Annotated in this window: 11 protein-coding genes; 6 read left to right on the top strand and 5 right to left on the bottom strand. The window is 64.4% G+C overall.

Annotated elements, in window-relative coordinates; genetic code table 11:
* Both VMJ11_RS06105 and cqsA read left to right on the top strand, forming a co-directional pair.
* On the top strand, positions 1-570 hold a 570-nt coding region (locus tag VMJ11_RS06105), incomplete at its 5' end, for a GGDEF domain-containing protein (RefSeq protein ID WP_325617968.1).
* 636 nt (positions 571-1,206) lie between these two features.
* The gene (gene cqsA, locus VMJ11_RS06100) at positions 1,207-2,508 is read left to right on the top strand and encodes an alpha-hydroxyketone-type quorum-sensing autoinducer synthase (RefSeq protein ID WP_325617965.1); all 1,302 of its coding nucleotides are present in this window, start codon (positions 1,207-1,209) and stop codon (positions 2,506-2,508) included.
* Between the two features lie 86 nt (positions 2,509-2,594).
* Here the strand turns inward: cqsA and VMJ11_RS06095 are convergent, their stop codons facing one another.
* The 5 genes from VMJ11_RS06095 to VMJ11_RS06075 all read right to left on the bottom strand — a co-directional run bounded on the left by VMJ11_RS06095 (position 2,595) and on the right by VMJ11_RS06075 (position 8,714).
* The gene (locus tag VMJ11_RS06095) at positions 2,595-3,620 is read right to left on the bottom strand and encodes a response regulator (RefSeq protein WP_325617963.1); all 1,026 of its coding nucleotides are present in this window, start codon (positions 3,618-3,620) and stop codon (positions 2,595-2,597) included.
* The gene (locus VMJ11_RS06090) at positions 3,617-4,978 is read right to left on the bottom strand and encodes a HAMP domain-containing sensor histidine kinase (protein WP_325617961.1); all 1,362 of its coding nucleotides are present in this window, start codon (positions 4,976-4,978) and stop codon (positions 3,617-3,619) included. Before VMJ11_RS06090 ends, VMJ11_RS06095 begins: the two co-directional genes overlap by 4 nt.
* A 590-nt stretch (positions 4,979-5,568) precedes the next feature.
* On the bottom strand, positions 5,569-6,390 hold the full coding sequence (locus tag VMJ11_RS06085) for an alpha/beta hydrolase (protein WP_325617972.1): 822 nt from the start codon (positions 6,388-6,390) through the stop codon (positions 5,569-5,571).
* Between the two features lie 8 nt (positions 6,391-6,398).
* The gene (locus tag VMJ11_RS06080; protein WP_325617959.1) at positions 6,399-8,027 is read right to left on the bottom strand and encodes a benzoate-CoA ligase family protein; all 1,629 of its coding nucleotides are present in this window, start codon (positions 8,025-8,027) and stop codon (positions 6,399-6,401) included.
* Between the two features lie 216 nt (positions 8,028-8,243).
* Positions 8,244-8,714: a DUF4863 family protein gene (locus tag VMJ11_RS06075; protein ID WP_325617957.1), complete on the bottom strand. Its 471-nt coding sequence runs from the start codon at positions 8,712-8,714 to the stop codon at positions 8,244-8,246.
* Positions 8,715-8,946: 232 nt separating this feature from the next.
* On the opposite strand from VMJ11_RS06075, the gene VMJ11_RS06070 reads away from it, so the two are divergent.
* The 4 genes from VMJ11_RS06070 to boxA all read left to right on the top strand — a co-directional run bounded on the left by VMJ11_RS06070 (position 8,947) and on the right by boxA (position 14,631).
* A complete protein-coding gene (locus tag VMJ11_RS06070) occupies positions 8,947-9,885 on the top strand; it encodes a helix-turn-helix transcriptional regulator (RefSeq protein WP_325617955.1) in 939 nt (312 codons plus the stop codon).
* A gap of 185 nt (positions 9,886-10,070) precedes the next feature.
* Entirely contained in the window at positions 10,071-11,747 is a 1,677-nt protein-coding gene (boxC, locus tag VMJ11_RS06065; protein WP_325617953.1) for a 2,3-epoxybenzoyl-CoA dihydrolase, read from the top strand.
* Positions 11,748-11,843: 96 nt separating this feature from the next.
* On the top strand, positions 11,844-13,271 hold the full coding sequence (boxB, locus tag VMJ11_RS06060) for a benzoyl-CoA 2,3-epoxidase subunit BoxB (protein WP_325617951.1): 1,428 nt from the start codon (positions 11,844-11,846) through the stop codon (positions 13,269-13,271).
* Positions 13,272-13,377: 106 nt separating this feature from the next.
* Positions 13,378-14,631 (top strand): benzoyl-CoA 2,3-epoxidase subunit BoxA, encoded by a 1,254-nt coding sequence (gene boxA / locus VMJ11_RS06055; RefSeq protein WP_325617970.1) that lies wholly within the window; start codon positions 13,378-13,380, stop codon positions 14,629-14,631.
* The last annotated feature ends 4 nt before the right edge of the window (positions 14,632-14,635 follow it).

Below are 14,635 nucleotides of genomic sequence, written 5' to 3'. Positions count from 1 at the left end.
CTCTCCATCGGCATGGTCCTGCTCGCGCACGACCGCATGGCCGAGCGGCTCGAGCGTCTTGCGAACCAGGACGAATTGACCGGCGCCCTTACGCGCCGCGCCTTTCTCGCGCAGGCGGGGGCGTTGCTCGAAGCCGCGCGCGGCGCGGGCCAGCGGGTCACGCTCGCCATCGTCGACATCGACCACTTCAAGTCGATCAACGACCGCTACGGGCACGCGGCGGGTGACCGCGTGCTTGCTCAGTTCGGTCGGATCGTGAAGGGCGGCGTGCGCGCTTCGGACGTATTCGGGCGCCTGGGAGGCGAGGAATTCGCCTTGTTTTTCGTGGACGTGGCACGCGAGGAGGCCGTCGCACGCCTCGACGAATTGCGCGTTTTAGCCCTCTCCGTACGTTGCAGCGCCGATGCGAGCACGTTTGAACCCGAAGAAGGCGGCCACGGAGGCCTCACGTTCAGCGCGGGCGTGGATGAACTCCGGGAGGAGGACACGCTCGCCGCGTTGATGGCGCGTGCCGACACGGCACTTTATGTTGCCAAGGCGCGCGGGCGCGACCGCGTGGTTGCCGCCTGACGCTTCACGCTCGCGTCGCGTATCGCGAACCGCGAACCGCGCTATGCGTTATGAATGAGCGCATCGCGCATTTTCGCGGCGTGATACTCAAACCTTGTCGATTCTCCATTCGAAACGCATAGTTACGCAACATGAACGGCATAACGCCGCTGTTTTTAAACGATAATTATCAAAGGCGCGACTGACGTTCCATGTACTGTGAAGCCTTTTTCACTGCATGACGTGCATGGCCTCGATGGCCTTCGTGGCGCGCCTCGAATTTTCGGGCAGGCGCCTCTCCCCTTGTAACCAGTGACGATCACGCGAAGCGGGATTCGTGTGGACATGAAGGCACCTGCTCCTGGCGCCCGGCGCCCGCATTGGTTTTCGAATTCACACGTGCCTTCGTACGTGAATTCGCATCGCACTCAAGCGCGCTCTGGCGCCGCCGGCCGGGACCGCCTCCCTCCGCGCGCCGCGACTCACGCGCTCGCCAGTCATTGCAATACCCTCATTCAAAAGCCCGTTGCCGGCGCGCTCACGCCATGCCTCATCGTGCGTGACGTTCCGCTACGGGTGCATTACGGATCTGCCTCCCGGAAAACATTCTGAGCAGACAAGTCTCCGGGGGCGGCCTTCAACCACAAGGAGCCTGAGATGAAAATTGGCAGCAACTGGCGTAGCGCACAAAACAACGACGCGGCATTGCCCGCCTTCCTCGCAGCACGTGTCGACCGCTACTACACGGAACGCGTGCAGGATAGCTGGGCCGGGGGGCACATCATGAAGGGGCGCGTAGCGGATATCGACGCCTTGCATCTTTCCAGTAACGATTACCTCTCGATCGCGCGGCACCCCGAGATTCTCGATGCAATGTGCATGAGTATCCGCTCGGAAGGCAACGGGCTGCTGATGTCGGGTGTGTTCCTGCACGGCGACGATTGCCCGCAACTCGTGCTCGAAGACCGCTTTGCGGCCTACATGGGGGCCGAGGCGAGTGTGCTGTGCCAGTCTGGCTTTGCGGCCAATACGGGCCTCATCCAGTCGATTGCGAGTGCGCAGACGCCCGTGTATGTCGACATGATGGCCCATATGTCGCTGTGGGAAGGCATTCGCAGCGCCGGGGCGCGCGCGATCAGTTTCTTCCACAACGATGTCGATCATCTCGAGCAGCGCATCCAGCGCTACGGGGCGGGCATCGTGATCGTCGATTCGGTGTACAGCACGAACGGCAGCGTGGCGCCGCTCGCGGCCATCGCGGACGTATGCACCGAGCATGGCTGCGTGCTGGTCGTCGATGAATCGCATTCGCTCGGCACGCATGGCCCGCATGGCGCGGGGCTCGTAGCCGAACTGGGGCTCATCGACCGCGTGCATTTCCGCACGGCGAGCCTCGCGAAGGCGTTTGCTGGGCGTGCGGGGATCATCAGCTGCTCGCGCCGCTTCCAGGAGTATTTCAAGTGCGAGGCGCTGCCGGCCATCTTCAGCTCGACGCTGCTGCCCCATGAAACGGCGGCCCTTGCGGCGACGCTCGACGTGATCGAGCGCGAAGACTGGCGCCGTACGCGGGTTGCGGCCAACGCGCGCTATGTGCGCGCGCGGCTGGCCGAGCTCGGCTACAACCTGAACGGCAGCGAAACGCAGATCATCGCGCTCGAAGCAGGCCCGGAGCCGCAGACGATCGTGCTGCGCGATGCGCTCGAAGCGCGTGGCGTCTTCGGTTCGGTGTTCTGCGCGCCCGCCACCGCGCAGAACCGTTCGCTCGTGCGGCTTTCCATCAACGCGGCGCTGAGTGCGCAAGAGCTCGAGCGCATTGTCGACGTGTGCGAGGAAATTCGCGATGAGGTGCAGATGTGGAACTGGCCGTCCACGCGCCGCAACGAGCGCAATGCGGGCCGTGGGCGCGTGCGCGCGCCGCAGGCCGTGGTGAACATGCCGATGGTGGCAGTCGCGGCCTGAGCCTGAAGTGCTCGAGGCGGTTTGGAGCGAGACAGCGTTTGGCGTGGGGTGAACCCGAATCGGGAATGCCTGAAAGGGCTTGCAGTTCAGGGTGAATCCCACGCCGCCTGGATCTCGCGATCGAGCTGGTCGAGGTGCTTCTCGTAGGACACGACAGCGTCGAGCGCGAGCCCCGCGGGCTTCTTCACGATCGCATAGAGGTAGCGCCGGTCGCCCTGGAATTCCGATGCAGCGTGCATATAGGGCTGCCAGTCCGTGCACTGCGCGGGGTAATAGCCTTCGGTGCGCCAGAAATAGGGCAGGCTGCGACGGCTGTCGAGCTCCGCGAGGAAGCTCTCGGGCGCGCCCTGTTCGATGGCGATTTCGCGCACGCCGCGCAGCGATTCCTCCGTGTGAATGACGAGCAGATACGCAGTGCCGACGCCGTCGAACATCAGGAGTCCGTGCGGTTGGTACGAGAGGTAGTGCTCGACTATGCGCAATGAATTGGCAATGCCCTTCACGTGCGCGGCGAGCGCATGATCCTTGAGGAAGGCGTATTCGGAAACGGCGAGCGCATCGAGCACCGTGTTGCAGCAGCGGTCGAAATACGCGCGCTGCATATCGCGGATCGCCTGGTTCAGGGTTTCCACTGCATCGACTTCGTGCTTGCGTATGAAGCGGTCGATCAGGCCTTCGTTGAAGCTTCTCACGGCCACGTGCTCGTCGGCCTTGCCGGTCAGCATGATCTTCTTGATCGACGGGTCGCCAATGCGGCGGCAGAATTCCAGGCCGTTCAGCTCCGGCATGTCGTAATCGACCACCACGACCGAAACTGACTCGAAGCGCGCCGGGTTGTGCACGAGGCTGCGAATGGCATCGACGCGCATGGCGATGACCTGATGCGCGTCGTTTTCCTCGGTACGGTCGAGATAGGGGCCGAACATGGGCTCCGCCGCCTGCTCCTGCGCGGAGCGGCCATTGAGAAACTTCAGCGCCTCGGTGGGCGAGCTGAAGAGGCGGAAGGCCAGGTCGGGCTCGAGCTGCAGGCTCAGGTTCGAGAGGAACGCGGCGCTGTCGTCGACAAACGCGACGGTGGTCGGATACGAGAACGGCTGGATGGTTTTCGTCATAGCGCGGGAAATGTCAAAACGAACTCGGTATATTCGCCTTTCACGGAAGAGCAGGTTATTGCCCCTCCCATCGCTTGCATGACATCGCGGCAAAATGCCAGCCCGATTCCTGCTCCGAGCGATACGTCATCGGTGGCGGTTGTCGAAGTATAAAAGCGTGTGAAGATATGCGGCAAGACTTCAGGAGAAATACCGGTGCCCGTATCGCTGAAAATCAGCTTATTGGCCCTTTGCCCTGATTCGAGACGAATAGAAATTTGCGCTCCGTCAATACTTCCCATGTGCCGGAACGCATTTTTGAGCAAATTGAACAGGACGTGAACGGTTAGCATTTCCGAGCCGTGAAATTCGAAATCGGGGCGCAAATTGCAAAATACGCGGCGGCGATCGCCTTCGCGAAACGGAAAGCGCGCGAGTGCGGTTTCCACGCAATTCACGATCGAACACGTCGTTGCGTTTTGCATGTTTCCGCCCGTGAAGCGTGCCGTGGCGAGCAACATGTCGATGATGGCATTCGAATGCAGTGCTTCCTGCTCGATGCGGCTCACCACGCCCTGCATCGAATGCAGATGCGCCACGCGTATCTTGGGCACGGGCAAACGGCTTCGCTGGGCGAGCTGGTAGGTGTCGAGCAGCGCGGGCAGATAGCGCATGAGGCCCGCGGCGCCCACGCGTATCGCGACGAGCGGCGTGCGCAGCTCGTGCGCGACGCTGCCCGCGGTAGCCAGCATGGCGCGTTCCTGTTCGATCTGGATGCGCTCCTGATCGTAGTTGGCCAGCGCGCCGATCGCCACGGCGAACGAGAAGATTGCGAGATGGATCAGGTAGTTCGGGCCGAGCACGATGGGGTCGGTGGTGAGGCAGTACGCGATCACGGCAAGGCCGATACCCACGAGGAACTGCAGCACGAGCATGAGCCAGTCGAGCAGCAGCACCATCACGAACGCCGCGATCAGCGCGCTTTCCACCCACACTTCGCTGCCGCTGTTCTTGAGCAGCATGAAAGTGAAGAAAAAGGGCAGCGCATAGAGCGTGGCGCAGTACCAGTACCACGGCAGCAGCTTCTTGAGCGGCGCGGGCCAGCGCTCGAACGCGAGAATCGGCAGGAACAGGAGTGAGCCGATCAGCCGTAGCGTGAGGTTTTCATACGGCTGCGGAAACAGGTCTTTCCAGACGTAGTAGTAAAGCGGAAAGCCCACGCTCGCCACGATGGCGAGCGGGCGCATGCGGCGCTTCACGTATTGCAGGTTGCGCAGCGCGGGCGCGAAGGCGCGCACGAAGCGCGGACGCATCGACGCCCAGGCTCGCCTCAGCCGCACCGAGATTCTCGAAACGTTCATCAGGGTGGAATCGCTCATCGTTCTGGCCGGCGCGCGCGGTCCGGCCGGTCTTCTTTCGTCTCGCAGTGCTTCCCCGTTCGCCGGCGGGCTGGCGTGGTCGGACCCCCTCGCCGCCGCGGCAAAGAAAGACAATAGCACCAAAGGATTGCGCCCACGAGCAGGCATGGACTCCAGAGGCGCTTTGGCGCTTTGGACGGGGGTGAATCCATGCGCCATGCATCGATTTTGGCGTTATGGGGCGCCTGGGTGTGCGTGTTATGGTTTGCGCGGCGATTCCGATGGACGGGGGCGGTGTGCCGGTGCGATGGGGCAATGAGAGCGCCTCGCGGAACTGGGTGGGTGTGACGGATGGGGCGGCAGGCCTGGTTGCGCAGTAGGCCGCCGGGCGGGGCAGACTAGTCGCGCATGGGGCCGCTGGAGGGGGCACCAAGCGCAACCAGGGGCCGGCAACGGGGCGACGATAGGGCGCCGACAGGGGCGACGACAGGGCGACGACGGGGTGCAACGCGGACCGGCGACGGGGCCGAGAAGCCGGCCGACAACGGAGCCACCGAGGGACCAACAAGCGCCTGGCAGACGATGGACGCTCCCGCCGCTCCCGCCGGCCTTCAGGCCGCCGGCTTGCGCTGCGCGGAAACGAATTGCTCGATGGCTTCGTCGAGGGGCCCCGGCGCGTCGCGATGCGGCGAGTGGCCGCCCTGCGCGAGCGTGTGAATGCTTGCGTGCGCAACGGCCGCGCCGATCGCTTCTACCTGCGCCATGGTGCCGTAGTGGTCGTCGAAGGCCTGAACGGCGAGCAGCGGCGCGCGAATCGCGCCCAACTCGCCGACGATATTCCAGGCCCGGAAGGCCGGATCGAGCCAGATGTCGTTCCAGCCGTAGAACGCGGAGTCGACATCGTCGTGATAGCGTGCGAGCTTCTCGCGCAGGCGGGTGGTTTCGTACGCAACCTTTGCCTCGGCGATGCTTTCGACCGAGATGTCTTCGACGAACACGTGCGGCGCGATCGCCACCGCGCCCGCGAGCGCGGCGGGAAAGGCGGCGGCATAGAGCAGGGCGATGGAAGCGCCGTCGCTATGACCGATCAACCACATGCGCGCGCGTTCGGCGGCGCTCACGCCGAGCGTGTCGAGCAGCGCGGGCAAGACGTCTCGCGCTTGCCGGGCCATGAAATCGACGGGCCATTTCACGCCGTTCGGGCGTGGCGTGGAGCGGCCGTAGCCCGGCCGGGAATAAACGAGCCCGCGCATGCCGAGACGCGCGCAGAGCGCGGCCGGCCAGTCTTTCCACATCTCGATCGAGCCGAGGCCCTCGTGCAGGAACACGGCGAGCGGCGCGTCGGCGCCGGGCGTGCCGATCCAGCGGTATTCGATGCGCAGCGCGTCGCGCGTGGCAGTGGCGGGCAAATCGGCGAAATCGCTTTCGTACATGGTGCTGTTCACGATTGAAACTGCTGGCGCAGGCGGAAGCGCTGGATTTTACCGGTCGCGGTCTTGGGCAGATCGTCGACGAAGAGGATATCGCGTGGGTACTTGTGCGGCGCGAGCCGGGTTTTCACGAACGCCTTCAACTGCCCGGCCAACGCTTCGTGCGGCACGTCCCTCGCCTCCTGCTTGAGCACGACGAACGCGCAGGTCTTCAGGAGGCCGTCCTGATCGACGCCGATCACGGCCGCTTCGAGCACGGCCTCGTGCTGCATGAGCACCATTTCCACTTCTATTGGCGAGACATACTGGCCGCTCACCTTGAGCATGTCGTCGCTGCGGCCCGCGTAGACATAGGCGCCGCCCGGCAGGCGGCGATACTTGTCGCCGCTGCGCACCCAGTCGCCCAGAAAGGTCGCACGCGACTTCTCGCGATTGCTCCAGTACATGACGGCCGCGCTCGGCCCGCGGATATAGAGGTCGCCGATCTCGCCATCGGGCACGAGACCACCGTTCTCGTCGCGTAGCTCGATTTCGTAGCCGGGCACGGGGCGGCCCGTCGTGCCGTATTCGACGTGGTCCGGGTGGTTCGAGAGGAAGATGTGCAGCATCTCCGTCGAACCGATGCCGTCGAGAACGTCGCTGCCGAAATGTTGCTTGAAGCGTTCGCCGATTTCGCGCGGCAGGGCCTCACCGGCAGAGGTGCACACGCGCAGCGCGACATCGGCGCGCGCGGGCAGGTCGGGCGAGGCCATCATGCTCGCGTAGAGCGTGGGGACGCCGTAGAACACCGTCGGGCGATGCTTGACGAGGCGCGCGAACACGGCGTTGGCGGTGGGGCGCTCGGCCATCAGCACGGTGGTCGCGCCTACCGAGAGTGGAAACGAGAGGGCGTTGCCGAGGCCATACGCAAAGAACAGCTTCGCCGCGGAAAACACGATGTCGCTCTCGCGAATGCCGAGTATGGGCTTCGCGTAGGTCTCGACGGTCCAGTAGAGGTTGGCGTGCGTATGCACCGTGCCCTTGGGCTTGCCCGTCGATCCCGAGGAGTACAGCCAGAACGCGATATCGTCGCAGCCTGTTTGCACGCCGCGCGGCGCGGGCTCGGCACGTGCGAGCAGATCGGCAAGCACGCGCGGCGCGCCAGCCGTGCCCGCTTCACTGGCCGCACTCAGCGGCGGCTGCGAGACGATTAGTTGGCAATCCTCACATTGAGCTTCGGCGAGCGCGGCGCTCACGTTGGGTAGCACCGCGCCCGATGCGATCACGACGCGCGCGCGACTGTGCGTGAGCATATAAACATAGTCGGCCGGATTGAGCAGCGTATTGACGACCACCGGCACGATTCCGGCATAAAGGGCTCCGAGAAATGCGACCGGTAGCTCGGCGGTGTCGAGCATCACAAGCAGGATGCGCTCCTCCGTGTGCACGCCGAGCGCGCGCAGCGCGCTGGCAAAGCGGCGCGCTTGTGTTTCGAGTTCTCCATAGCTCAGCGTGAGCGTGTCGTCGATATAAGCGGGCTTCCCGGCGCGAGCGGCATTCAGCGCGAACAGATGCGAGGCGAAATTGAATTGCGCGGGCGGCGGCTCGGGACGCGTTGCCACGGCCGCGGCACGTTCGGGTGACGCTGCTTGGTTTTCCACGATGTTGTCTCCACTCTGTCTGGCTCGATCGGGTGGATTCGGCAACGGGCCGCGCTGCGCACCACCGGTCTTCGCTTATGTTGAGTCTTTGTGATTCGCGGTCTTTCGGGGCTGCCCGTGATCCGGCTTCACCTTGGCGCCTCGCGCTCGCCGGCACGCTGAGCGCAGTGGGTAACACCTGCACTGCCGCGCGCCGGTGCTGGATCCCAGGCGCATTCAGGCAGGCAGGCTGAATTCGATTGCACCTTGCGGCAGCAGATAGAGCACCAGCGCCTCGCCGTTGGCGACGGTGGGCCGGTGTGCGCTGCCGGGGCCATAGACGCACCAGCCGGCAGGGCGGCCGTCAAAGGTCGCGCCTTGGGTGAGCGGCATGAAGAGATCGATTTCGCCGTTCGGATGCGTGTGGTGCGGGCCGGCAATATCTTTCATGCTGACCACGTCGACGGAGAAGCCGTGTGTTGCGGGCAGTGCCTTGAAGATGCGCCCGTAGCGCAGGCCGCCGGCCTCACGGTTGCAGAGCCAGCCCTCGGTTACGCCGGTTCGGCAGGCCGTGGCGAGCGCCTTGAAGGTTGGGCTGCCGTTCGGCCAGGTCGCGTTGAGCCATGCGTCGAGTGCATCATCGAGCGGACGGGTGGCGATTTGTCCGGTGACGCTTGCCACGAGGCGCTCGAATTCTTGCAGTGACATGCGTGTCTCCTGTGTGTCGACCGCACTTGGCGCTTTAGCGCTTAGTGCGGTCCCATGCAAGGCGGTCGACCGCACTTGGCGCTTTAGCGCTTGGTGCGGTCCCATGCGTGGCTGTGCAGCGTCACGCGCACCAATATTTGCCGTATAGCAAACCTTTGGCCGAAAATTAGCGGTTCGTAAAATGCATGTCAAGCACTATAGTACACAAGCGTGAGTTCAGAGGTCTCCGAAGATGAAGCAAACTTACACTGCCGAGCTACCGGCGGAAGCCGCCGACGACGCTGCACGCGCCGAACGCGATCCGTTCCTGACCGCCATGGGCGAGCGCGTTCGCCTGCTGCGCGCCCGGCGCGGCATGACGCGCAAGGCGCTGGCGGCGGAGACCGGGCTCTCGGAGCGGCATCTGGCGAATCTGGAGTCCGGGGTCGGCAATGCATCCGTGCTCGTGCTGCGGCAGATCGCAAGCACGCTGAATTGCCCGCTGGCCGAGGTGATCGGCGACGTCACGACCTCGTCGGCCGAATGGCTGCTGATACGCGAACTGCTGCAGGGGCGCGACCCAGCCGCGCTGCAGCGTGCGCGCCTCGCGCTCGCCGAGATGTTCTCGCAGGCGCCCGCGGACCCGCACCGCAACGACCGCATCGCGCTCATCGGCCTGCGCGGCGCGGGCAAGTCCACGCTCGGCCGCATGCTTGCGCAGGAGCTGAAAGTGCCATTCGTCGAGCTCACGCGCGTGATCGAACAACTGGCGGGCTGCCCGCCCTCGGAAATCCACTCGCTGTATGGTGCGAGCGCCTATCGCCGCTACGAGCACCGCGCGCTGGAGGCCGTGGTCGCCGAGCACCCGCGGGGGGTCATCGCCTCGCCGGGCGGCCTCGTTTCCGAGCCGGCCACCTTCAAACTGCTGCTCGCGCATTGCTTCACTGTCTGGCTTCAGGCCACGCCCGAAGAACACATGCGCCGCGTGGTGGCGCAAGGCGATCTGCGGCCCATGTCGGGCAACCGCGAGGCGATGGACGACCTCAAGCGCATCCTTGCCGGGCGCAGCGAACTCTACGGCCGCGCCGACATGACCTTCGACACCAGCGAAAAGACGCTCGCCGACGCTTATCTGCAACTGCGCGACCGCCTCGCCGCTCGTCTCGGCGCCGAAGCACCGCGCATCGACTGATAGGCGGCGGGCTTCCCGGGCATCCAGCGTTCGGGTTTACCCATCATATGCACTAAAATGCATTAAAGTGCTTTACATCGGGAGGCCTGTGCACTATCGTTCACCAACGAATGCACAAGCAACCAACCTTCAAGGGACCGGAGTCAGCGCTGGAGCGCCAACTCCGGTCGGACAAGGAGACGCCCATGGCTGCAGCCGAAACCGTCGTCGCCCCGCAACGGGTCGATTACCGCACCGACCCGTCGCAGTACCAGCACTGGAAACTCACGTTCGACGGCGCCGTGGCGACGCTCGGCATCGATATTGCGGAAGACGGCGGCATTCGCGACGGTTACAAGCTGAAGCTGAACTCCTACGACCTCGGCGTCGACATCGAACTCCACGATGCACTCCAGCGCATCCGCTTCGAGCACCCGGAAGTACGCACGGTCGTGCTGACCAGCCTGAAGGACCGCGTGTTCTGCTCGGGTGCCAATATCTTCATGCTCGGACTGTCCACCCATGCGTGGAAAGTCAACTTCTGCAAATTCACGAACGAAACGCGCAACGGCATGGAAGACTCGTCGCGCCATTCCGGGCTGAAGTTTATTGCAGCCGTGAATGGCGCGTGCGCCGGCGGCGGGTATGAACTGGCGCTTGCCTGCGACGAGATCATGCTCGTGGACGACCGCTCCTCGTCGGTCGCGCTGCCCGAAGTGCCGCTGCTCGGCGTGCTGCCCGGTACGGGCGGCCTCACGCGCCTCACCGACAAGCGCAAGGTGCGCCACGACCGCGCCGACATTTTCTGCACGGTGGTGGAAGGCATTCGCGGCGAGCGTGCGAAGGCGTGGCGCCTCGTGGACGAAGTCGTGAAGCCGAACCAGTTCGGCCAGGCCGTGCAGGCGCGCGCGCTCGAACTGGCTGCCGCGAGCGATCGTCCGGCCGGCGCGAAGGGCGTCGCGCTCACGCGCATCGAACGCGTGGAGCGGGAAAACGGCCTGAGTTATGCAACCGTCGAGGTGACGATCGACCGCGCGAAACGCACTGCCACCTTCACCGCGAAGGCGCCCGCTTCAGTACCCGCTTCGGACATCGAAACAATCGTCGCGGCCGGCGCATCGTGGTGGCCGCTGCAGTTCGCCCGCGAACTGGACGACGCGATACTCTGCATGCGCACCAACGAGCTCGACATCGGCACGTGGATCCTGAAGACCGAAGGCGACACGCGCGCGGTGCTCGCCGCCGACGCCGCGCTCCTCGCACACCGCGACCACTGGTTCGTGCGCGAGACCATCGGCATGCTGCGCCGCACGCTGGCGCGCATCGATGTCTCGTCGCGCTCGCTGTTCGCGCTGATCGAGCCGGGCTCGTGCTTCGCCGGCACCTTCGCCGAACTCGCTTTCGCCGCCGACCGTACCTATATGGCCGCGCTGCCGTCGAACGAAGAAGAGGAACCGGCAATCACGCTCTCGGAGGCCAATTTCGGCCTCTATCCGATGGTTACGCATCAATCCCGCCTCGCGCGCCGGTTCTATGAGGAGGCCGAACCACTCGACGCCGTGCGCGCGAAGATCGGCGAGCCGGTGAGGCCGGTCGAGGCGGAGCGCCTCGGCCTCGTGACGGCCGCGCCCGACGACATCGACTGGCCCGACGAAATCCGTCTCGCACTGGAAGAGCGCGCAGCGATGTCACCCGACGCGCTCACGGGCCTCGAAGCGAACCTGCGCTTCAACGGACCGGAAACGATGGAAACGCGCATCTTCGGGCGACTCTCCGCGTGGCAGAACTGGATTTTCAACCGTCCCAATGCCGTGGGCGAGAAGGGCGCGCTCAAGGTGTACGGCAAGGGCAGCAAGGCACAGTTCGACGCTGCCCGCGTCTGATATCCGCCGCCCCCAGTCCGCACGATTCGCACAATCCGCGCCGCCCGCGTAATTCGCGTTATGGGTCCACCGCCGAGTGTGCCGCAAGGAACCCAAATGTCCACGATCAACTACAGCGAAAAGATCCCCAACAACGTCAACCTCGCAGACGACCGCGCACTGCAACGCGCGCTCGAGCAGTGGCAGCCCAACTTCCTCTCGTGGTGGGGCGACATGGGGCCCGACGGGTCGCACGGCTATGACGTCTATCTGCGCACGGCGGTGAGCGTCGATGCGGGCGGCTGGGCGCACTTCGACCATGTGAAGATGCCTGACTATCGCTGGGGTATCTTCCTCACCCCAGGTGAAGCCGATCGCAAGATCCATTTCGGCGCGCACAAGGGCGAAGCCGCGTGGCAGGACGTGCCGGGCGAGCACCGCGCGAACCTGCGCCGCATCATCGTCACGCAGGGCGACACGGAACCCGCTTCGGTCGAGCAGCAGCGTCACCTAGGCCTGACCGCTCCCTCGAACTACGATTTGCGCAACCTGTTCCAGGTGAACGTAGAAGAAGGCCGGCACCTGTGGGCGATGGTCTATCTGCTGCATCGTTACTTTGGCCGCGACGGTCGTGAGGAGGCCGAAGCATTGCTGGAGCGCCGCTCGGGCGACGACGACAACCCCCGCATTCTCGGCGCATTCAATGAGAAAACGCCTGACTGGCTCGCGTTCTACATGTTCACGTACTTCACCGACCGCGACGGCAAGTTCCAGCTTTCGGCGCTTTCCGAGTCGGGCTTCGATCCGCTCGCGCGCACGACGAAGTTCATGCTGACCGAGGAAGCACATCACATGTTCGTCGGCGAATCGGGCATCTCGCGCGTCGTGCAGCGCACCGCGCAGGTCATGAACGAGTTGAAGACCGACGACGTGAGCCGTCTGCGCGCCGCGGGCGTGATCGACCTCGAAACGGTCCAGCGCTACCTGAATTTCCACTACTCGGTGACGATCGACCTGTTCGGCGCCGACCAGTCGTCGAATGCGGCGACCTTCTACAGCTCAGGCCTGAAGGGCCGCTACGAAGAGGGCAAGCGCGACGACGACCACCAGCTCGAAGGCCAGCATTACCGGCTGCTCGACGTGCAGGACGGCAAGCTCGTCGAGCGCGACGTGCCGATGCTCAATGCGATGAACGAAGTGCTGCGCGACGACTACATCAAGGATTCGATCGCGGGCGTGAACCGCTGGAACAAGGTGCTGGAGAAAGCGGGCATCGATTTTCGCCTGCACGTGCCGCACAAGGCGTTCAATCGCCAGATCGGCACTTTCGCGGGCGTGCGCGTGGCGCCCGACGGCCGCGTGATCGGCGAGGCCGAATGGGCCGCGAACGAAGCGAAATGGTTGCCCACCGCGGAAGACCGCGCCTACGTGGCCTCGCTCATGGGCCGCGTGGTCGAGCCGGGCAAGTTTGCCAACTGGATCGCGCCTCCTGCCATCGGAATCAATCGTCAGCCGATCGATTTCGAGTACGTGCGTTTCAACTGATGCTTCAACCGACGCTTCAACTGCTATCGCCAGCGAAATTCAAAGCCATTCGGAGGGCAACTGCGGTGCACGGCAACCGGTTCGCGCGCCACAGTGGGAGACAATGATGAACGGTCCGGTACCCGCGGAAATTCTCAGGCAGCACCTGATCGATCCTGAAATCTGCATACGCTGCAACACGTGCGAGGAAACGTGTCCGATCGACGCGATCACGCACGACGGCACCAACTATGTGGTGAAGGCCGACGTCTGCAACGGCTGCATGGCCTGTGTGCCGCCTTGTCCGACTGGCGCGATCGACAACTGGCGCAACGTGCTCAAGGCCGAGGCGTATGGCATCGACGAGCAGTTCACGTGGGACGAACTGCCCGCGCAAAATCCTTCGGTGGGTGCGCCGGCCGAGCCACAGGCGGCGAGCGGCGCCGCGATGGAGGCCATAGCCGAGCCGGCCGATGCGAGCGTAGCGGGCTCCGACATGGTGCGCGGCTCGACCGTGCCGCCCTGGTCGGCTGCGCGCCCCTATGTCCAGCTCTACACGCACAAGGCGCCCACCACGGCGACCGTGGTGGGCAACTACCGCCTCACCGACGACGCCACGGAAAGCGACATCCATCACATCGTGCTCGACTTCGGCACGATCCCGTTTCCAGTGCTCGAGGGCCAATCGATCGGCATCCTGCCGCCGGGCACGACTGCCGAAGGGCGCGCCCACTATGCGCGCCAGTATTCGATCGCGAGCCCGCGCGACGGCGAGCGTCCTGGCTACAACAACGTTTCGCTCACGGTGAAGCGCGTGACGCACGATCACAGCGGCAACGCCACTTCCGGCGTGTGCTCGAATTACCTCTGCGACCTCAAGAAGGGCGACGTGGTGACCGTGATCGGGCCGTTCGGCCATACGTTCCTCATGCCGAACCATCCGAACTCGCACCTGCTGATGATCTGCACGGGCACGGGTTCCGCGCCCATGCGCGCGATGACCGAATATCGCCGCCGCCGCCGGCTCAAAGGCGCGACGGGCAAGCTCATGCTGTTCTTCGGCGCGCGCACGCAGCAGGAACTGCCATATTTCGGACCCCTGATGAATCTGCCGAAGGATTTCATCGACACGAATCTGGCCTTCTCGCGCACGCCGGGCCAGCCGAAGCGCTACGTGCAGGACGCCATGCGCGAGCGGGCGGTGGAAGTCGCGCAACTGCTCAAGGACGACAACACACATATCTACGTCTGCGGGCTCAAGGGCATGGAAGACGGCGTGCTGCAGACGCTCCAGGAAATTGCCGGAAAGCACGGCATGGAGTGGGAGGCGTTGTGGGACCGCCTCAAGCGGGAAGGGCGGCTGCACCTCGAGACGTATTGAAACG

Origin of the sequence: Paraburkholderia sp. (genome assembly GCF_035501035.1) — a bacterium.
In the GTDB taxonomy this organism is placed as follows: Bacteria; Pseudomonadota; Gammaproteobacteria; order Burkholderiales; family Burkholderiaceae; genus Paraburkholderia.
Note: the sequence above shows the minus strand (reverse complement) of the source record. Positions and strands in the feature narration are given on the sequence as shown.

Bases quoted from the DNA above. Each gene is read 5' to 3' on its own strand.
- VMJ11_RS06090 (WP_325617961.1), bottom strand. From the start codon at position 4,978: ATGAGCGATTCCACCCTGATGAACGTTTCGAGAATCTCGGTGCGGCTG.
- VMJ11_RS06095 (WP_325617963.1), bottom strand. From the start codon at position 3,620: ATGACGAAAACCATCCAGCCGTTCTCGTATCCGACCACCGTCGCGTTT.
- boxC (WP_325617953.1), top strand. From the start codon at position 10,071: ATGGCTGCAGCCGAAACCGTCGTCGCCCCGCAACGGGTCGATTACCGC.
- VMJ11_RS06085 (WP_325617972.1), bottom strand. From the start codon at position 6,390: ATGTACGAAAGCGATTTCGCCGATTTGCCCGCCACTGCCACGCGCGAC.
- boxA (WP_325617970.1), top strand. From the start codon at position 13,378: ATGAACGGTCCGGTACCCGCGGAAATTCTCAGGCAGCACCTGATCGAT.
- boxB (WP_325617951.1), top strand. From the start codon at position 11,844: ATGTCCACGATCAACTACAGCGAAAAGATCCCCAACAACGTCAACCTC.
- VMJ11_RS06070 (WP_325617955.1), top strand. From the start codon at position 8,947: ATGAAGCAAACTTACACTGCCGAGCTACCGGCGGAAGCCGCCGACGAC.
- VMJ11_RS06075 (WP_325617957.1), bottom strand. From the start codon at position 8,714: ATGTCACTGCAAGAATTCGAGCGCCTCGTGGCAAGCGTCACCGGACAA.
- cqsA (WP_325617965.1), top strand. From the start codon at position 1,207: ATGAAAATTGGCAGCAACTGGCGTAGCGCACAAAACAACGACGCGGCA.